At 43.2% G+C, this 19,069-nt stretch carries 23 protein-coding genes and 1 riboswitch; of the genes, 17 read left to right on the top strand and 6 right to left on the bottom strand.

The window, feature by feature from the left end; translation table 11 throughout:
• Positions 1–29 precede the first annotated feature (29 nt).
• The 11 genes from A3GY_RS0105260 to yidD all read left to right on the top strand — a co-directional run bounded on the left by A3GY_RS0105260 (position 30) and on the right by yidD (position 7,407).
• On the top strand, positions 30–1,277 hold the full coding sequence (locus tag A3GY_RS0105260; RefSeq protein WP_018030368.1) for a diaminopimelate decarboxylase: 1,248 nt from the start codon (positions 30–32) through the stop codon (positions 1,275–1,277).
• A gap of 116 nt (positions 1,278–1,393) precedes the next feature.
• A complete protein-coding gene (locus A3GY_RS0105255; protein WP_018030367.1) occupies positions 1,394–1,633 on the top strand; it encodes a YneF family protein in 240 nt (79 codons plus the stop codon).
• 50 nt (positions 1,634–1,683) lie between these two features.
• Complete coding sequence (gene racE / locus A3GY_RS0105250; RefSeq protein ID WP_018030366.1) at positions 1,684–2,478, top strand: glutamate racemase; 795 nt, start codon at positions 1,684–1,686, stop codon at positions 2,476–2,478.
• Positions 2,475–3,470, top strand: coding sequence for a nucleoside-triphosphate diphosphatase (locus A3GY_RS0105245; protein WP_018030365.1), 996 nt, complete (start codon positions 2,475–2,477; stop codon positions 3,468–3,470). Before racE ends, A3GY_RS0105245 begins: the two co-directional genes overlap by 4 nt.
• Positions 3,452–3,970 (top strand): metallophosphoesterase, encoded by a 519-nt coding sequence (locus A3GY_RS0105240; protein WP_018030364.1) that lies wholly within the window; start codon positions 3,452–3,454, stop codon positions 3,968–3,970. Before A3GY_RS0105245 ends, A3GY_RS0105240 begins: the two co-directional genes overlap by 19 nt.
• On the top strand, positions 3,967–4,428 hold the full coding sequence (gene cbpB, locus A3GY_RS0105235) for a cyclic-di-AMP-binding protein CbpB (RefSeq protein ID WP_018030363.1): 462 nt from the start codon (positions 3,967–3,969) through the stop codon (positions 4,426–4,428). Before A3GY_RS0105240 ends, cbpB begins: the two co-directional genes overlap by 4 nt.
• A complete protein-coding gene (gene xerD, locus A3GY_RS0105230) occupies positions 4,425–5,165 on the top strand; it encodes a site-specific tyrosine recombinase XerD (protein ID WP_408641226.1) in 741 nt (246 codons plus the stop codon). Before cbpB ends, xerD begins: the two co-directional genes overlap by 4 nt.
• Entirely contained in the window at positions 5,165–5,869 is a 705-nt protein-coding gene (locus A3GY_RS0105225) for a segregation/condensation protein A (protein ID WP_018030361.1), read from the top strand. Before xerD ends, A3GY_RS0105225 begins: the two co-directional genes overlap by 1 nt.
• Positions 5,866–6,453, top strand: coding sequence for an SMC-Scp complex subunit ScpB (scpB, locus tag A3GY_RS0105220; protein ID WP_018030360.1), 588 nt, complete (start codon positions 5,866–5,868; stop codon positions 6,451–6,453). The genes A3GY_RS0105225 and scpB overlap by 4 nt, the downstream gene beginning before the upstream one ends.
• Entirely contained in the window at positions 6,443–7,165 is a 723-nt protein-coding gene (locus A3GY_RS0105215) for a pseudouridine synthase (protein ID WP_018030359.1), read from the top strand. The genes scpB and A3GY_RS0105215 overlap by 11 nt, the downstream gene beginning before the upstream one ends.
• Positions 7,165–7,407 carry a membrane protein insertion efficiency factor YidD gene (yidD, locus tag A3GY_RS0105210; RefSeq protein ID WP_018030358.1) on the top strand — a complete coding sequence of 81 codons (243 nt, stop codon included), beginning with the start codon at positions 7,165–7,167 and terminating at the stop codon, positions 7,405–7,407. Before A3GY_RS0105215 ends, yidD begins: the two co-directional genes overlap by 1 nt.
• Before the next feature lie 22 nt (positions 7,408–7,429).
• On the opposite strand, the gene A3GY_RS0105205 is transcribed toward yidD, so the two are convergent.
• Both A3GY_RS0105205 and trkA read right to left on the bottom strand, forming a co-directional pair.
• Positions 7,430–8,869, bottom strand: a complete 1,440-nt coding sequence (locus tag A3GY_RS0105205; RefSeq protein ID WP_018030357.1) for a TrkH family potassium uptake protein — start codon at positions 8,867–8,869, stop codon at positions 7,430–7,432.
• A gap of 3 nt (positions 8,870–8,872) precedes the next feature.
• Complete coding sequence (trkA, locus tag A3GY_RS0105200; protein ID WP_018030356.1) at positions 8,873–10,228, bottom strand: Trk system potassium transporter TrkA; 1,356 nt, start codon at positions 10,226–10,228, stop codon at positions 8,873–8,875.
• Between the two features lie 314 nt (positions 10,229–10,542).
• Between trkA and A3GY_RS0105195 the strand changes: the two genes are divergently transcribed.
• Positions 10,543–11,091, top strand: a complete 549-nt coding sequence (locus A3GY_RS0105195; protein ID WP_026161939.1) for a tRNA (cytidine(34)-2'-O)-methyltransferase — start codon at positions 10,543–10,545, stop codon at positions 11,089–11,091.
• An 18-nt stretch (positions 11,092–11,109) separates the two neighbouring features.
• Here A3GY_RS0105195 and A3GY_RS0105190 read toward each other — a convergent pair whose 3' ends face one another.
• From A3GY_RS0105190 to A3GY_RS0105175, 4 genes are all read right to left on the bottom strand, one after another.
• On the bottom strand, positions 11,110–11,937 hold the full coding sequence (locus A3GY_RS0105190) for a DUF4097 family beta strand repeat-containing protein (protein ID WP_018030354.1): 828 nt from the start codon (positions 11,935–11,937) through the stop codon (positions 11,110–11,112).
• Positions 11,934–12,521, bottom strand: a complete 588-nt coding sequence (locus tag A3GY_RS0105185; RefSeq protein ID WP_018030353.1) for a DUF1700 domain-containing protein — start codon at positions 12,519–12,521, stop codon at positions 11,934–11,936. Before A3GY_RS0105185 ends, A3GY_RS0105190 begins: the two co-directional genes overlap by 4 nt.
• On the bottom strand, positions 12,508–12,834 hold the full coding sequence (locus A3GY_RS0105180; RefSeq protein WP_018030352.1) for a PadR family transcriptional regulator: 327 nt from the start codon (positions 12,832–12,834) through the stop codon (positions 12,508–12,510). The genes A3GY_RS0105185 and A3GY_RS0105180 overlap by 14 nt, the downstream gene beginning before the upstream one ends.
• A 142-nt stretch (positions 12,835–12,976) precedes the next feature.
• Positions 12,977–14,980, bottom strand: coding sequence for a KUP/HAK/KT family potassium transporter (locus A3GY_RS0105175; protein WP_018030351.1), 2,004 nt, complete (start codon positions 14,978–14,980; stop codon positions 12,977–12,979).
• A 150-nt stretch (positions 14,981–15,130) separates the two neighbouring features.
• A riboswitch (FMN riboswitch) is annotated at positions 15,131–15,355 on the top strand.
• 66 nt (positions 15,356–15,421) lie between these two features.
• On the opposite strand from A3GY_RS0105175, the gene A3GY_RS0105165 reads away from it, so the two are divergent.
• The 5 genes from A3GY_RS0105165 (at position 15,422) to A3GY_RS0105145 (ending at position 19,067) form a co-directional block, all read left to right on the top strand.
• The gene (locus A3GY_RS0105165) at positions 15,422–15,985 is read left to right on the top strand and encodes an ECF transporter S component (protein ID WP_018030349.1); all 564 of its coding nucleotides are present in this window, start codon (positions 15,422–15,424) and stop codon (positions 15,983–15,985) included.
• A gap of 7 nt (positions 15,986–15,992) precedes the next feature.
• Positions 15,993–16,649, top strand: coding sequence for a phosphatase PAP2 family protein (locus A3GY_RS0105160; RefSeq protein WP_026161938.1), 657 nt, complete (start codon positions 15,993–15,995; stop codon positions 16,647–16,649).
• Between the two features lie 43 nt (positions 16,650–16,692).
• The gene (mnmL, locus tag A3GY_RS0105155) at positions 16,693–17,625 is read left to right on the top strand and encodes a tRNA modification radical SAM protein MnmL/YtqA (RefSeq protein ID WP_018030347.1); all 933 of its coding nucleotides are present in this window, start codon (positions 16,693–16,695) and stop codon (positions 17,623–17,625) included.
• Positions 17,622–18,173: a tRNA 5-(aminomethyl)-2-thiouridylate-methyltransferase MnmM gene (mnmM, locus tag A3GY_RS0105150; protein WP_018030346.1), complete on the top strand. Its 552-nt coding sequence runs from the start codon at positions 17,622–17,624 to the stop codon at positions 18,171–18,173. The genes mnmL and mnmM overlap by 4 nt, the downstream gene beginning before the upstream one ends.
• A 222-nt stretch (positions 18,174–18,395) precedes the next feature.
• The gene (locus A3GY_RS0105145; protein WP_018030345.1) at positions 18,396–19,067 is read left to right on the top strand and encodes a DNA methyltransferase family protein; all 672 of its coding nucleotides are present in this window, start codon (positions 18,396–18,398) and stop codon (positions 19,065–19,067) included.
• Positions 19,068–19,069 lie beyond the last annotated feature (2 nt).

Below are 19,069 nucleotides of genomic sequence, written 5' to 3'. Positions count from 1 at the left end.
TAAGAACATTATCTTTATTGGAGACGACGATGAAATTGCCATTTATTAACAAAGAAGCCTTAGATAAAATCACTGCCCAGTACCCAACCCCTTTCCATCTCTATGATGAAAAAGGAATTCGAGAAACAGCGCGTGCCTTAAACGATGCTTTTTCTTGGAATAAGGGCTTTAAAGAATATTTTGCAGTCAAGGCGACTCCGACGCCGGCTATCTTAAAAATATTACAGGAAGAAAACTGTGGTGTGGACTGTGCGACCGAAGTTGAGCTGATGATGGCCCATAAACTTGGTTTTAAGGATATTATGTTTTCCTCTAATAATACAGAAGGAAAGGAATACCGTTATGCTCGTCAGGTTGGTGCCATTATTAACTTGGACGCTTATGAAGATATTGCCTTTCTGAAAGAAGAAGCCGGCTTGCCTGAGGTGGTCTCTTTGCGCTACAATCCTGGCGGTGTTTTTGCTCTGGGGACTGACATTATGGATAATCCAGAAGAATCTAAGTTTGGCATGACCAAGGAGCAGCTGCTTAAGGGATTTCAAGAACTTAGAGATCAAGGGGTCAAAACATTTGGTCTTCATGCCTTTTTGGCATCAAATACGATTACCAATGATTACTATCCTGTGCTGGCGCGTCAGCTTTTTGAGCTGATCCTAGAGATACGAGATCAGACAGGAATCAAGCTAGATTTTATCAACCTTTCAGGTGGTATCGGTGTCAATTATCATCCAGAAGAGACAGCCAATGATATTGCCCTTATTGGAGAAGGTGTTCGTGCGGTCTATGACGAAATTCTAGTACCCGCAGGTCTGGGGCAAATTAAGATTTTTACGGAATTAGGCCGATTCATGTTGGCATCACACGGGCTTTTGGTCACCAAAGTTCTCCACCGCAAGACAACCTATCGGACTTATATCGGTGTTGATGCTTCGGCAGTCAATCTGCTGCGTCCAGCTATGTATGGTTCTTACCACCATATTACTAATATGGATAAAGGAGAAAACGCTCCGAAAGAGATTGTTGATGTGGTCGGCGGTCTCTGTGAAAACAATGATAAATTTGCCAAAGAACGTCAACTGCCTGTGACCGATATTGGTGATACCCTAGTCATTCATGACACAGGCGCCCATGGGTTTTCAATGGGGTATCAGTACAACGCCAAATTACGGTCTGCGGAGATTCTCTATCAAGAAGATGGGACTGCCCGTCTTATCCGACGAGCAGAGACGCCAGAAGATTATTTTGCAACCCTGTATGGTTTTGATTTTGAAAAATAGGTGAAAGTCCTTGAGAGGGCTTTCTTTTATTTCGCCTTTTCTTCCTTTGTTTTTGTCAATACAGCAGTTTTTTGCTATAATAAGGGGTGTAAAAAATGGAGGAGATTAACACTTATATGAATACCTTTTTATGGATTTTAATTGTTTTTGCAGCCCTAATAGGGGGACTTGTGGGAGGTGCCTTTATTGCCCGTAAGCAAATGGAAAAATATCTCGAAGAAAACCCGCCTCTTAATGAAGATGTGATCCGTACCATGATGTCTCAAATGGGTCAAAAACCTAGTGAAGCGAAGGTTCAGCAGGTTGTCCGTCAGATGAACCGCCAGCAGAAGGCAGCCAAGGCTAAAAAGAAATAGATCTTTGAATAAGACTGGGGACACCTAGTCTTATTTTAGGGAGAATAGACATGGATAATCGACCGATTGGTTTTTTGGACTCGGGTGTCGGCGGCCTGACCGTCGTTCGCGAATTGATGCGTCAGCTGCCCCATGAGGAAGTTGTTTATATTGGTGACTCGGCGCGTGCCCCTTATGGCCCGCGGCCGGCTGAGCAGATAAAAGACTATACTTGGCAGCTGGTTAACTTTCTTTTGACAAAAGATGTTAAAATGATTGTTTTTGCGTGCAATACAGCAACCGCTGTTGCCTGGGAAGAAGTCAAGGCTAAACTTGACATTCCTGTTTTAGGGGTCATCCTTCCAGGTGCTAGTGCGGCAATCAAGTCCAGCAGTTCTGGGCAGATTGGGGTTATTGGTACGCCGATGACGATTGCTTCTGATATTTATCGGGAAAAAATCTTAGCCCTGTCACCTAATATGAGCGTAAAAAGTCTGGCTTGCCCGAAGTTTGTTCCTATTGTAGAATCAAATCAGCATCTGTCTAGTGTCGCCAAAAAAGCCGTCTATGAAAGTCTGGCCCCATTCGTGGGTCAAGTGGATACCTTGGTTCTGGGCTGTACACACTATCCGCTGTTACGGCAGATTATTCAGAATGTCATGGGACCCAAGGTTAAACTGATTGATAGCGGAGCAGAGTGTGTGCGAGATATTTCGGTTCTGCTGAATTATTTCCAACTCAATCGCAGCCGTGAGTTTTCTGACACGCGGTACCAATTTTATACCACAGCCAGCAGCTCCAGTTTTAAAGCAATTGCTGAAGAATGGCTGTCTCAATCGATTCAAGTGGAGCATGTGAAGCTATGAGTGATAAAATCTATGAATACAAAGATGAGCACGATTGGTTCATCGGTAGATGGCGGGGCAGCAATACCATCACGGAATTGGGTGAGGTGTCTGCTAAGGCTTATCTTGCCCTTAGTCAAGAATTGGCCGCTTTGCTCAATACTGCAGATCTGAGCGGAGACGGGCAAGCAGGTTTTTCTGTTACCGTGATAAGAAACCGTTCAGACTTTCGCTTGATTGCATTCATCGTTGATATGATTGCGAGCGAAACGGCGCGTCAGCTAAAGGTCAGCCAAAAACAGGGGGCTGTTGTCATCACAGAAGGCGACCGTTTATTGAGCGTGCATTTACCAGAAAAAGGGGTTCTCGTTTCTGATTTTTTTGAAAAAGAAGAGAAAACCTCTTTAGCGGATACGATTTTAATTGCTACTCGAAACGAGGGAAAGACCAAGGAGTTCCGACAGATGTTTGCCAAGCTGGGGCTGACTGTAGAGAATCTGAACCAGTATCCAGATCTGCCAGAGATTGAAGAGACAGGGCTGACCTTTGAAGAAAATGCCCGCCTGAAGGCAGAGACGATTTCGCAGCTAACCGGAAAGATGGTTTTGGCAGATGATTCGGGATTAAAAGTAGATGTTCTAGGAGGGCTTCCGGGCGTATGGTCTGCCCGCTTTTCGGGCCCTGATGCTACGGATCAGAGCAATAATGCGAAACTGCTTCATGAACTGGCTATGGTTTTAGATCCCAAGGCACGTTCGGCTCAATTTCATACGACTTTGGTTGTTGCAGCGCCTCAGCGAGACAGTCTTGTCGTTGAAGCGGATTGGTCGGGTTACATTGGGACAGAAGCGAAGGGGGAAGCTGGTTTCGGTTATGATCCGCTTTTCTTAGTTGGAGAAACAGGCCGAACAGCGGCAGAATTATCGGCAGAGGAAAAAAATGCCATCTCTCATAGAGGACAGGCGGTCAAGAAATTGATGGAGGTGTTTCCAGCATGGCAGAACGAACAATAGTTATCATGAGCGACTCACATGGTGACCGTCAAATAGTCCAAGACATTAAAGAGCGCTATTTGGGGCAGGTTGATGCTATCTTGCACAATGGAGATTCGGAATTACCTGTTGACGACCCTATTTGGAATGGGATTGCCGTTGTTGGCGGGAACTGTGATTTTGGGGATTTCCCTGAGAATCGTGTGTTGGATATTGGAGACATAACCCTGGCTCAAACCCATGGTCACTTATATGGCATTAACTATGGCTTTGAACGCCTTGATTTTTGGGCTCAGGAGGTAGGAGCTGATATTTGCACCTATGGCCATCTGCACCGGGCAGCGACTTGGCAGCTTGGTAAAACCATCTTTATCAATCCTGGCAGTGTGTCGCAGCCTAGAGGTGAAATCAATGAACGCCTCTATGCCAAGGTGCGCGTGACAGACGACACCATTTATGTTGATTATTTGACCAGAAACCACCAACCCTTTTTAGCGATATCACAGGAAATAAAGAGATGATTGTAAAAGAATTTGAAGCCTTTTTAGAAGAGCAGCTGGCTCATAAAGTGACTCCTGCTGAGCAATTAGCTATTTTTATTGACAGTCATAATGTTGATCATGTCATGCTCTTATTGGCAAATAATGGTTTATCCAGAGTACCTGTTATCACTAAGGATAAAATTTATGTGGGAACCATCAGTATGTCTGATATTATTGCCTATCAGCATGAACATGAGCTGTCAGACCGTGAGTTGGCCTTGAAAGACATTTCAGAAATGACCAGCGACAGAATTCCGACAGTTGATGAAAAGGCTGATCTCACAGAAATCATGCATAAACTTGTCGACGCTTCTTTCTTGCCAGTTGTTAAAGAAAACGGCCTTTTTGTCGGCATCATCACCCGCAAGTCAATCTTAAAGGCTTTAAACAGCCTTCTGCACGACTTTTCAAATGATTACAGTATTGAGAAAAAATGAAGAACCAAATGTTGACTTTTATTGCTGCCAAGTCTTTATCCCAAAATTCGCAGAAGTCATACCTTTATGACCTGCAGCAATTTTGTGACTTGACTCAGGGGCAGGTGTCCGACTACAGCCTGAAACGTTATGAGCAGTCTCTGAGAGAGCTGAAATTATCAGCGCAAAAACGTAAATTGTCCACGGTCAATCAGTTTCTTTTCTTTCTTTATGAAAAAGGGACGCTTGATCGCTTTTATAAGATAAAGAGCAGCTCGCAGGAGCCTTCAAGACCCTGTTCTTACGAACGAATGAATCTGTCGAAGCTTGAGGATGAGACACATTTGAAGACGGGACAGCTCATTGCTTGTTTGATTCTAGAATTAGGCCTGACTCCCAGTGATATGATTCAGCTGAAAGTGGCTGATTTGGATTTTGATTTTCAGGTGATGACCCTTAAGACGCCTAATAGAGGCATGCGTGTTTTGGAGATTCCTGAGCACCTCTGTCAGTTATTGAAAAGTCGGCAGGGGAAGACCTATCTTTTTGACAATAAGGGGCATAGCTATTCACGGCAGTGGCTCTTTAAAAAATTGTCCGCTTACTTGAATGAGATTGGCTACCCTGATTTAACCGCACAGAAGCTAAGAGAACAGTATATTCTGAGAGAAAAGGCGAAAGGTGTCAGCATGATGGACTTGTCGCAAAAGTTAGGCTTAAAAAGTCCGATGACACTAGAGAAGTATTATAGAAATTGATGGATATAAAACTAAAGGATTTTCAAGGACCGCTTGATTTGCTTCTCCACCTTGTTTCCAAATACGAGATGGATATCTATGATGTTCCCCTTGTTGAGGTGATTGAGCAGTATTTAGCCTACATTGCGACCCTTCAGGCGATGAAATTAGAGATCGCGGGAGAGTATATGGTCATGGCCAGTCAGCTGATGCTGATTAAAAGCCGTAAATTACTGCCCAAGGTTGTTGAAACGATAGAAGAAGATGATCCAGAAATGGATCTTTTAAGTCAAATTGAGGAATATCGAACCTATAAATTGCTGGGGCAGGAATTGGCTCTCCAGCATGATAAGAGGGCTCAGTATTTCTCAAAACCTAAGCTAGAACTGGTTTATGATGATGTCAAGTTGAATCATGATAAAACCAGTATTGATATTTTTTTGGCCTTCTCTAAGGTTATGGCGCAAAAGCAGGAAGATATTAAAAACAGTCATACCACCATTGAGCGAGATGACTTCCGTATTGAGGATATGATGACTTCGGTCGAACAGGCGGTAGCTAAAAAAGGGCAAACCAATCTCAGCCAGCTTTTTAAACGGGCAGCGTCGGTTAATGAGCTGATTACCATTTTTTTGGCAACCTTGGAACTCATTAAGGTACATCGTGTTTATGTCTATCAGGCGGATAATTTTAGTGACATTATTTTGACGAAGGAGAATGTATGAGTAATCTAGCACGGCTTGAAGCTTTGCTGTTTGTCGCCGGAGAGGATGGTCTTAGTCTGCAGGATTTGGCTGGCCTCAGTGATATGGCACCGACTGCTGTGCTGCAGCAATTGGAAAAATTAGCTGAACAATACAGGACCAATCAGGATTCAGCTTTGAGTCTCTTAGAGACATCAAAACGCTACAAACTGGTGACCAAGGATTCTTATGCAGATCTTCTGCGTCAGTATTCGCGGACGCCTATCAATCAAAGTCTTTCAAGAGCCAGCTTGGAAGTCCTCTCCATCATTGCCTATAAGCAGCCGATTACCCGAATCGAGGTGGATGATATCCGTGGTGTGAATTCTAGCGGTTCCATCTCTAAGTTACAGGCTTTCGGTCTCATTCGTGAAGATGGCAAAAAAGAAGTCTTGGGCAGACCAAATCTTTATGTAACGACAGATTATTTTCTGGATTTTATGGGGATAAACAGCTTAGAAGACCTGCCAGATGCTTCGTCTATTGAATTGAAAGATGAAGAGATGACCCTGTTTCAAGAAAAAGAAGCATTAGATGAAGAGGTAGAAAAAACAGATGCGGATTAATAAATACATTGCTCATGCTGGCGTAGCCAGCCGCCGCAAGGCAGAAGAACTGATTATGCAAGGGCTGGTGACCATCAATGGACAGAAAGTGACGGCATTAGCCACGACGGTTAAATCTGGAGATGTGGTGGAGGTAGAAGGTCAGCCAATCTATAATGAGGAGAAGGTCTATTACCTCTTAAATAAACCGCGAGGTGTTATCTCCAGCGTTTCAGACGATAAAGGGCGTAAAACGGTCATCGATCTGCTGCCGGAGGTTAAAGAGCGCATTTATCCCGTAGGCCGTTTGGACTGGGACACAACAGGACTTCTGATTCTCACCAATGACGGTGATTTCACAGACAAAATGATCCATCCTCGTAATGAGATTGATAAGGTCTATGTTGCCCGTCTCAAGGGGATTGCAAACAAGGAAAATCTACGTCCGTTAACGCGTGGGCTTCTGATTGATGGTAAAAAAACAAAGCCGGCTCGTTACCGTATCCTAAAAGTGGAGCCAGATAAAAACCGCTCCCTTGTCGAGTTGACAATCCATGAAGGGCGCAATCATCAGGTGAAGAAAATGTTTGAGGCGGTCGGCCTTTTGGTGGATAAACTGTCCAGAACTCGTTTTGGCACCCTTGATTTGACAGGGCTTCGTCCTGGAGAATCAAGACGGCTTAATAAAAAAGAAATCAGCCAACTTCACAATGCAGCAACCCAAGGAAACTGATGAAAAAACTGTTAATATTTCCTGTTCGGCTTTATCAAAGGTTCATTTCACCGTTATTGCCGCCATCCTGTATTTATCATCCCACTTGTTCAGCCTATATGATAGAGGCTATTGAAAAGCATGGTCTTAAAGGAGTTTTGATGGGGGTAGCGCGTATTCTGCGCTGTCATCCCTTTGCACAGGGGGGCGAGGATCCTGTACCTGATCGTTTTAGTTTGAGAAGACAAAAACCAAAGGATTGAAAATCCTTTGGTTTTTTGGTTTTTAGGTCTTGGACCAGGTTTTTGGCAGGAAAAGCAGCAACAGGGGATATATTTCGAGACGTCCGGCTATCATTGCCAGCGACATTAGAAATTTTGAAAAAGGACTGAAGATGGCAAAGGTTTCGTTGGTCCCAAGCATTGGTCCGATATTATTAAAGGTACTGGCTGCTGCACTGATAACCGTCATTAGATCATTATTGTCCAAAGTCAAAAAGAAGACCAAACTGATAAACAGCATGAGGTAGATTCCTAAATATTTTAAGACACCGTGCTGGGTTTCTTTATCTAAGACACTGTGATTGATATGCAGAGAAAGAATCCGATTCGGGTATAGGCTGCTTAAAATCTGATTTTTAGTAATCTTTGAAACGATTAAGGCCCGCATCACCTTGAAACCACCTGCCGTTGAGCCAGCAGATCCGCCGATGAACATCAGCAAGAGGAGGATATATTGTGAGAAGAGTGGCCATTTTGTTAAATCAGTGACACCAAAACCAGTTGTTGTCATGATGGTTGACACTTCAAAGAAAGCATACTCTAAGCTTTTTGAGATGGAGCCGTAAAGGTTAAAGATATTAAAGGTAATCATTAAGGTCGAAGCGACAACGATACCAATATAGGTTTTCAACTCTTCATCACTGAAAAAGGCTTTGACTTTGCGAATCAGAAGCAGGTAATAGAGATTAAAATTAACCCCGAAGGCTAGCATTCCAAAGGAAATCAGGTAGGTCAAGAGCGGGCTGTTGTAATGCGCAATACTGTCATTATAGACGGCAAATCCCCCAGTTCCTGCTGTTCCCATCGCAATGATGAAACTGTCAAAGACCGGCATACCGGCGATACAAAGGCTGGCAGTAAAGACAGCAAACATGACTAGGTAAATCACATAGAGAATCTGAGCGGTATCCTTCAGTTTGGAGACGACTTTTCCAAAGACAGGGCCGGGAACTTCTGCCCGCATGACTTCTAAATGCCCGTTTTTGCTGTTTTCCATAATGGCAAGTGCAAAAACCAATACCCCCATCCCCCCGATTAAATGGGCGAAGCTGCGCCAGAAGAGTAGGGAGTGGCTGAGTACAGAGACGTCTGGTAATATTGTGGCACCTGTTGTGGTAAAGCCGGAACTGGTTTCAAAGAAAGCATCGATGAGATTGGGAATTTGCCCTGAAAAAACGAAAGGAAGGGCTCCAAAGAAGGACCAGAGCACCCAGCAGAGGGCAACAATCATCAGACCGTCTTTGGTATAAATGTGATAATTTTTCGGTTTAAAGAAAACCCCTAACCCTCCTAAGACCAAGAGGATTCCCATGGTGAGCAGGATACTCAGAATAACTGTTTGATCTTCTTGATAAATAAAGGCTACCAGAAGCGGTACTAATAAGAGGAGAGCCTCGATTAAAAGCAGTTTTGATAAGAGAAAGCGAATCATACTTCTATTCATGGCCTACCTCTTTAACAAATCGTAAATATGAGTGATATTCTGTAGTAAAGTGATGACAACCAGCTTGTCTCCTACTTTTAAAATATCATCTCCGGTTGGGAAAATGGTTTTGCCATTGCGAATAATAGCTGCAATCAGAACCTTGTCCTTTAATTTGAGGCTGGACAGGCTTTTGTCTGCCATTTTATTAGTCTGCCGAATTTCAAACTGCAGGGTTTCGATTCGGCCATTCGCGATATGGTGCATGGCATCGAGATTGGAGTCTTGGGCATTAACCCTGCCTCGAATAAAGTGCATCATGGCGTCAACTGCGATACTTTTTGGTGTCACAATACTTGAAAACGCTTTGGCATCAATGATTTCGAGTAGACTGGTGCGATTGACTTTGGTAATGTTTTTGTGGACGCCCAGACTTTCTAAAAACATTGATGCAATGATATTTTCCTCGTCAACACCTGTCAGAGTGGCTACGGCATCGTAGTTTTCAACGCTTTCTTCAAGCAGAATATCTTTGGCTGTCCCATCGCCATGGACGACATGGACGTGGGGAAATTCCTGACTGAACCACTCGGCTCGTTTTTTGTCAATTTCCAAAATTTTGATATGGATGCGATTGTTGGTCTTTTGCAGGATGTTGAGCAGGTAGTAAGAAATTCTGCCAGCTCCGATGAGCATCATGTCCTTGATTACTTTGGCTTTGACGAAATTATGGAAGAGAATCATTTCGACCCGGTTGCCGGTAACGAAAATCTTGTCTCCCGTCTTGATAGTCGCATCTCCGTCAGGGATAATCAGTTGGTTATCACGTTCGATGGCACAGACCACAATATTGCCAAATTTCTTTCGGAATTGCAGAAGCGTCATCTGACAGAGTTTGCTGTCATCAGTGATTTTGAATTCCATCAGCATGACACGCCCATTGACAAAATGTTCAACAGAGCGTGCATTAGGGAAGTCAATCATATTGGCGATATAGCGCGCCGTCAGCAGTTCGGGATTGATGATGAGTGAAAAGCCGAGGACATTTTTTTCCTTAAAGTAGGTGTTAGAATATTCAGGGTTACGCACACGGACGATGGTTTCTTTGGCCCCCATTTTTTTAGCCAGAACGGCCGCGACCATATTGACTTCATCTTTATCTGTAATCGCGATAAAAATATCACAGGTTTGAACATCGGCCTGCTGCAAAATTTTAAAATTAGCGCCATTGCCGACAATTCCCATAATATCATGGCGTTTGGTGACATGCTTTAAGACAGATTCATTTTCTTCAATTAAAATGACGTCATGTTTTTCTTCCACCAGTGAGCGACAGAGTGCTTTTCCGACCTTACCGCCACCGACGACAATAATTTTCATGAATTACCTCCAAATATATATCCCTATCATACCTTTTTTGGACGAAAAATGCACTAGTTTTTCCTAAAAATTAGCTTCTCTCATGCTCAAATGAAACCTCGGAAAGAGTTGAGAAATCTTCTGGTAAAAACTGTAAATTTTCAGTTACAATAGCTTGACATCTCAAGGCAAAGTGTTATACTAATAACAAGCTATTCACTACTTTAAATCAAACCTGTTATGATTTAAGGTAATGATGCGATATACGCCACGTTACCTGCTGAGCCTGACTCCGGGAAGCGTGGTCTTTTTTTATCATAAATTCGAGGAAAATAATGACGATGGACGAATTAAGCAGAGAAACCTTTTTACCAGACAGCGGCCGCAATCATGTGGTTCTCTTTGAACCGCAGATTCCTGCCAATACTGGGAATATTGCCAGAACTTGTGCGGCAACGAACAGCCCCCTCCATATCATTCGGCCGATGGGATTTCCCATCGATGATAAAAAAATGAAGCGGGCTGGTCTGGATTATTGGGATAAGCTGGATCTTCACTTTTACGATTCCTTGGAAGACTTTCTAAGCCGGTGTTCGGGTCAGCTCCATCTAGTGACGAAATTTGCCGATAAGGTCTATTCCGATGGTCTTTATAATGACGATACCAGTCATTATTTTCTCTTTGGCCGTGAGGACAAGGGGCTGCCGGAGGAATTTATGCGGCAATACCCTGAGCAGGCCATTCGCATTCCCATGAATGACGAGCATGTCAGAAGCCTCAATGTCTCAAACGCCGTTTGCATGGTTGTCTATGAGGCCCTGCGGCAGCAGCAATTTGCAGGGCTGGAACTGCGTCACACCTATGAAAACGATAAATTAAAATGAGGAGCTTTGCTCCTCATTTTAATTGACCTCAATATCTCCGGTATCTCCTTCGATGGTCAGCTGACTTTTACCAGTCTTTCCTTGGATAAGGTCTGAGCTGATTTTTTTATCGCCTAAATCGACGGTGGCGGTAACGCTGGTTTCGGCCTTACTCTTTGGAGAAAGCGCAATCGCAGTATTCCCCATATCGGTATTGACGGCTAAGGCTTTGTTAATGGTCAGGTTAGTGGCCGATAGGTCGCCTAAATTAGTGTCTATCTTGCCCGAATCAATTTGTAGATTGTCTAAATTGAGATTTCCTGAGTCCACCTTAATGTTTGCGTTAGACAGTAGGCTGTTTTTAATGGTTACGTCTCCCAGATCTTGTTCTAGATGAAAGGTTGAGATGGACTGATTCTCTAAGGTCAGGTTTCCTGCATCGGCATCAATGGCGACGTCTTTTAATGATGTATCCTTGGGAAGATTGATGACGAGCTTGTCGGCCTCATGATTTTGAAGCCAACCGAAGAAAGTTGTTATTTTAAAACCAATGACATCAGAGTTGTTGGTCTGATTGATGGTCAATTTGCCATCTGATAAGTCATGGGAAAAACTCTCTTTTTCTTTTTTGTAGTAAATCAGACTGGCCTGTTTATCGGCTGTTCTCCTGATCTGAATGTCTTTCATTTCTGCTTTAATGGTCAAAGAGGTGACACGGTCTAAGGGGACTTCTTTTCGTTCGACCTTGCCATTTAAAGACCGTATGCCTCTGACCCCTCCGGCGGAAATACCGAAGCCAATAAGAAGGCTTCCCATCAGTGCGCATCCTAAAGCTGATATGAGTAAAATACGATGTGATTTTTTCATGATTTTTTACCTCCTTTAATAAGCCACTGAATAAAAGAAATCATGATGAATTGAGACGCTTTAGCCAAGTGATAGGTCAATATGGCCAGCAGAATCGCAAGACCAATACTCAAAAAACTGCTCCCCAGACCGATGGCTAAGGCTGGTAAATCAAAGGTGAGCTGTGTCAGGCTTTCCCAAAGAAGGGCAAAACCTGTGACGAGGCTTGCCAAACTCAGAGCAGCTAGGGTGAGCAGCAAGGCAAAAATCACAATAACCAGAGTAAGCAGCAAGACTAAGATAACAATCAATAGCGGCAGGGCGACAGGTAACGCTAAAATCGCTAAAAGTGCAATCCAAAGGATATTTTGGGTATTCTTTGAAGCGTTTCTACCAGCTTCACCCATTCTTTTTCCGAGAAGATTGCTTAAGATTTCGTGGGCTGCTTCCTTGGGATTACCCAAATCTGCAATGACTTGAGCTTCGTTTTCAGGACCTGCTTCATCAAAGTATTCTGTGAAATAGTCCATAGCCTCATCATAGTCCTGTTTTGGCAATTTTTTTAAGTACTTATGCAGTTTTGCTAAATATTCAGTTCTTGTCATGGCGAATGCTCCCTTCCGTGATGCCGTCAATTTTTGCCTTGTAGGCAGACCATTCTCCGCGGAGGAATGTTAATTGTCTGATGCCTGACTCTGTAATAGAGTAGTACCTGCGTTTCCTGCCTTGGTATTGCTGGGAGTAGGTGCTGAGAAAGCCCGCTTTTTCCAAGCGCTTCAAGATAGGGTAGAGGCTGGATTCTTTAATATCCGCTAAGAGTTTAATGGTTTGGCTGATTTCATAACCGTAGGAATCCTGCTGCTCTACAATGGCTAAAATGAGGTATTCAATAAGAAGTGCTGATGTTGGAAAATACATAGTAACCTCCTTATGTAAAATTTTAATATATAAATATTTTATATATTAAGTATAAGCTATTTTGATAGGCTTGTCAATCCTTATATATAAAATTTTTACATATTATTTTGGGTATTAAAAAAGAATCCCGTTAGGATTCTTTTTAGATGGTGTCGATGATTTCGGAAGATTTAGCCTCAGTAATCTGAAGATTCTTAACGTCCGATAAGACAATTGGCACCATTTCGGTTGTCACTTCTGAAAACTGGAGGCCAAACCATTTGCTTGGTGAGGCGGTGAAGTGCTTAATAGCGGCCTTGGTCTGTAAAATAAAGCGATCAAAGGGGTTCATTTGTCCGCCTTTGGCTAGGCGTTCTTCAAGTATAATGAAGCGGAAATCCCCGACTTGCCTGCCTGGGGTGATGGTGTAAGTTTGGTCTTGCTTAGGGAGACGCCCAGAGGACATGAGGTCATTAACAATCGTTCTGAGGTATCGAGGAACTTCCTGACGCATCCGGAAGCCAAGGAAAAGCTCCAGACGGACAATGCAGTCAGTCCCCATCATGTCTGCTTTGTATTCTGCGGTATAAGGTTCATCAGTAACTTTGACATTGACAAACCAATACACGCGAGCTCTTTTAGGACGTTTATCCAAAATGGAATACAGAATAGAGCGGTCAATCATGGTGCCATCCATGCGATTGGTCAGATAAACCACATTGGTCTGAAAGAGATCGTAATGCTCATCCTTCCGAAGCTGACCGAGTTGGTCTTTGAAGTCTCTTAAGTCAAGGGATTTGACATATTTAAAAATGATTTGGTTGGCCTTATACCAAATGTACATGAGCGATAAAATGAGGGCCGCTAGGATAACAACAACGTAGCCACCGTGCATAAACTTAACTGCTGAGGCGATAAAGAAGATGATTTCAATCAGAGCAAAGATGGACATGAGCAGATGGGCATGGGAGGCTTTAATTCCTCTTCGGATAAGATAGAAGGTCAGCAGGATAGTTGTCATTAACATGGTGATGGTAATAGCTAAGCCATAAGCTGCTTCCATATGGGCTGAAGTTTGAAAATGAAGGACAGTCGCAACAGTCGCCAGCCAGAGCGACCAGTTGATAACCGGAATATAGAGCTGGCCTAGATTTTGTCCAGGATAGGTAACCTTGAAACTTGGGAAAATTTTAAGGCGAATGGCTTCTGAGACCAGAGTGAAGGAGCCAGAAATGAGGGCCTGAGAAGCGATGATTGCTGCCAAGGTGGCAATGGTAACAGCAAAGATACTTAAAGAGGAAGGGATGGAAGCGAAGAAGGGGTTATGCACCTCACTAGCAGACTGATGGTCTAAAATCCAGGCTCCCTGTCCAAGGTAGGAAAGCATGATACAGGCTTTGACAAAGGGCCAACTGACATAGATATTACCGCGTCCCACATGGCCTAAATCAGAATAGAGAGCTTCTGCCCCTGTTGTTGCCAAAAAGATTGATCCTAGAATAAAAATGCCTTTTTTATTGTCAGGGCTGAGAAGGAGTTCAATGGCATAGTAAGGATTGAAGGCTCTCAGAACCTCTAAGTGAGAGAAGGTGTTGATCAAACCGGTTACTCCCAAGAAAGCAAACCAGAGCAACATCACAGGTCCAAAAACTTTGCCGATAAAACCTGTACCATATCTCTGAATGGAGAAAAGAAGGGTCAGGATAAAAATGGTTGTGATGACGACGAGCGTTTGATCGCTGTAAAGCTGACTAAGTGCGGGGACACCTTCAAGGCCTTCAATAGCAGATGTGACTGTCACAGCTGGGGTCAGGGCACCGTCAGACAGAAGAGTAGCCCCTCCAATCATGGCTGGAATAATCAGCCAGGGAGCCATCTTTCGGACCAAGGTATAAAGGGAAAAAATACCACCCTCGTGATGGTTGTCTGCCTTTAAGGCGATAATCACATACTTGACAGTCGTTATAATAGTCAGTGTCCAAAAAATAAGCGAAATAGCCCCCAGAATAAAGGCATCGGAAACCTGGTGGATGCCTCCTTGGTTTTCTACCAAGGATTTCATGGTGTATAAGGGACTGGTTCCAATATCACCGTAAACCACGCCGAGTGCAATGATAAAGCCGGCCTTACTGGCCTTATCAAAGGCTGACGATTGATGTTGCTGCATTCTATGCAACCTCCAAAATGCAAATCTAGCAAAAGCTGGACTCATTATAGCAAAAAAAGAGCAGGGACAACAGCTCTTTTTCTAAATTTCTGAAAAATCATTTTTCGGAGCTAGAAGACTTGTTATTCCCATCGTTTTTTGGTATGCTTATTGTGTCTTCAGGGCAGGGTGAGATTCCCGACCGGCGGTGATTTTTTTGCCGTTGACAATCTTTTGGTCTATCTTTGTCAGCTGGGCTTGCCTGCTTTAGGTATGTTTATGCTGTCTCATCTAGGCAAAATGGTTGTCAGCTAAGCAGGAGAAAAGTCCGTGAGCGCAAGCTGATGTGGTGAGATTCCACAACCGACAGTATAGTCTGGATGGGAGAAGACGAAGGGTTTTTTGTGCTATCATAGACTCTTTGGGACTTCTTTCAATTGTAAAAATTGGAGGAATTTTTTTATGAACAAAACACGGACAATGACGACCATTGCTGTACTGGGAGCACTTTCCTTTGTGCTCATGCTTGTCAACTTCCCGATCTTACCGGGTGTTGATTTTCTAAAATTGGATTTTAGTATCATTCCAATTCTGATTGGCTTGGTTCTTTTTGACCTAAAGAGTGCCTATACCATTTTGATGCTGCGCTCTGTTTTAAAGCTCATCTTTGATAATGGTGGGCCGGGAGGCATCGTTGGGCTTCCTATGAATATCTTGGCTATCGGTGTCTTTGTGACAGCCTTTGCCTTGATTTGGAAGGACAGAAAGAAGACTTCTCAATACATTTGGGCCAGTATAGCTGGAACTGTCGGGATGACTTTATTGATGCTTCTTTTGAACTATGTCTATGCGATTCCCCTTTACGCTAAATTCGCTAAGTTTGATATTGAACAATTTATTGGTGTCGGCAAATATCTGGTCAGTATGGTGATTCCGTTTAATGTTTTGGAAGGGGTTATTTTTTCCCTAGCCTTTGCCCTTGTCTATGCTGCGATTAGACCAATCTTACAAAAAAATAGTCATTAAGGATTTTATGAAAGCGAAACAAACTTATTTATTGCGGGCTTCTTTTGCCTTATTGCTTTTTATTATGCTGGGTTACCTTGTCAAGTTTTACCCTGAAGTCTTGTCAAGCTTTGATGACACAGTACAAACAGCTGTTCGTGGAGAGCTACCGGCTTTCTGGACAGCATTCTTCAAAGTAATAACCAAACTTGGTGATACCCCTATTATTTTTGCTTACACGATTGGAATAGCTGCTGTTTTTTACTTTATGAAGAACTGGCGGGCAGAAGGCCTCTTTCTTCTGGTAAATCTGCTGACCTTAAGTTTGCTGTCGACCGGCTTCAAGTACCTCTACAATCGTCCGAGACCAGACTTGTTTTATCTCATTGCAAAACCCGCAGGTGCTTCATTTCCAAGCTGGCATACGGCTTCAACCTTGCTTGTGGCTCTAGCCTTACTCATCATCATGCAGCAGCGACTTCAACCGCTTGTCGTCAGACGATTGGTTCAGGGGCTAGTCTTGCTCTTAGCTTTCTTGGTCGCTCTGTCAAGGATTTATTTGGGGGTTCATTACCCGACTGATATTTTGGGAGGCTGGCTGTTGGCTCTGGCAATCAACCAGGCGCTCTTTCCCTTTTACGATCAGATTCGCTTTCAATGGCGTTTTCAAAGCAAACAAAAATGAGTTGTGTTCTTCGCAACTTATTTTTTTATGCTAAAATAAGGATATGCAAAAACGTTACCATACTTTGAATGACTATTATCGGAATCTTTTTGGAGAGAAGACCTTTAAAGTCCCAATAGATGCGGGCTTTGACTGTCCGAATCGTGATGGAACGGTTGCTCATGGCGGCTGTACCTTTTGTACCGTTTCAGGGTCTGGTGATGCGATCGTGGCGCCGGATGCCCCGATTCGGGAACAATTCTATAAGGAAATTGATTTCATGCACCGCAAGTGGCCAGAGGTTAAAAAGTATCTGGTCTATTTTCAAAACTTTACCAATACACACGATAAAGTCGAGGTGATTCGTGAACGTTATGAACAGGCAATCAACGAACCCGGTGTGGTCGGCATCAATATCGGAACCCGGCCGGACTGTTTGCCAGATGAGACCTTAGCCTATTTGGCTGAATTGTCCCAACGCATGCACGTTACCGTAGAACTTGGCTTGCAGACAACCTATGAAGCGACATCCGAGTTGATTAATCGAGCGCATAGTTATGAACTCTATGTCGAGACTGTCAAACGCATTCGTCAGCAGGCGCCAAAAGTCGAGATTGTCTCCCACCTCATCAATGGCCTTCCGGGTGAAACCCACGAGATGATGCTGGAAAATGTTCGTCGCTGTGTGACGGATAATGATATTCAAGGTATTAAGCTCCACCTCCTTCACCTTATGACCAATACCCGGATGCAGAGAGATTACCATGAGGGACGCTTGCAGCTGCTCAGCCAAGAAGACTATGTCTCTATCATCTGTGACCAGCTGGAAATTATCCCTGAGGATATTGTCATTCATCGCATTACTGGTGATGCTCCCAGAGAGATGCTGATTGGTCCTATGTGGAGTCTTAACAAGTGGGAAGTGCTAAATGCCATTGATAAGGAAATGGAGCGACGGGGATCTTATCAGGGCTGTCGCTTGGAGGAAAACTTATGATCAAACGTCCTATCCACCTCTCCCATGACTTTTTGGCAGAGGTTCTAGACAAGGATAGTATTGCGGTGGATGCCACTATGGGCAATGGCAATGATACGGCCTTTTTGGCAGGACTAGCTAAGGCTGTCTATGCCTTTGATGTGCAGGAGCAAGCGCTGCAAAAAACCGAGGAACGTTTAGAACAGCTTGGTCTTGATAACGTCCAGCTCATTTTAGACGGGCACCAAAATATTGATAAATATGTGGATGAACCCATCCGAGCAGCTATTTTCAATCTAGGTTATTTGCCGTCAGCAGACAAAACGATTATTACCAAGCCTGATACGACGCTGGAAGCGATTGAGAAAATACTTAGGCGCCTTCAGCTTGGTGGCCGTATGGCTATTATGATCTACCACGGACATGAAGGCGGAAGCAGTGAAAAAGAGGCGGTTCTGAACTATGTCAAACAACTGCCTCAGGAAGCCTTTACCGCCATGTGCTATCAACCCCTTAATCAGATTAATACACCGCCGTTTTTGGTGATGATTGAGAAATTGAAGGGATAGAGAATTGTTTGCAGAACCATAGGAGAAAGGCAAAGGTAGATGTCACATCTATCTTTTTAACTTCTGTCAAATATGGTAAAATGAAACCATCATTTTAAATAAAAATAAAAAGCGAGGCTAGCCTCCTTTGTTATATTCATAACAAAGGAGGCTAGCCTCCTTTGTTATATTCATAACAAAGGAATCCTAATAGTCTCTTGCTTTTTAAAGAAAAAGTGGAATATGAGTGGAAAATTAATAAAAAGTAAGGAACGCGTCCAAAAACATGGGGAAGTCTTTACCCCTCCTTGGATCGTCAACTTAATGTTGGATCAAGTAAAAAAACAAACCGACGATATTTATGCAACTTTCCTAGAGCCTGCGGCAGGGGAGGGAGCCTTTTTAACAGCTATTTTAGAAAGAAAGTTGGAGAGTGTTACAAAGCAATATGATAGACGTTATTGGAAAACAAAATCGTTATTTGCTTTGGCGTCTATTTATGGGATTGAATTACTAGAAGACAATCTTTATTATGCGAGACAAAATCTGCTAAATACATTCATCACTTTTCACGAAAGTTATAACCACAGTATAGGTAAATCAACCAATTTATATAAAGCAGCTCATTTTATCATTCAAAAGAACATTGTTTGGGGTAATACTTTAATGAGACTAAGACCTGATGGGAAACTTATCATGTTTTCTGAATGGAAAAGAGTAAAAGGTTACCCGTCACAAGTTGAACGTGTCCCCTTCACATATTCTAGTTTGTTTGAGGAAGAGTCTGACGATGGGCAGCCTGACTTATTTGAAATAGAGGGACAATTGAATCTATTTGAAGATGAGCATGTTGGCGAAGCAAAAAAATATAAGATTGTAGATATTTTACATGTGTTTAAAGAGGAGATAGAGTAGGA

The sequence above is a fragment of the Streptococcus ferus DSM 20646 genome (assembly GCF_000372425.1).
GTDB lineage: Bacteria > Bacillota > Bacilli > Lactobacillales > Streptococcaceae > Streptococcus > Streptococcus ferus.
Note: the sequence above shows the minus strand (reverse complement) of the source record. Positions and strands in the feature narration are given on the sequence as shown.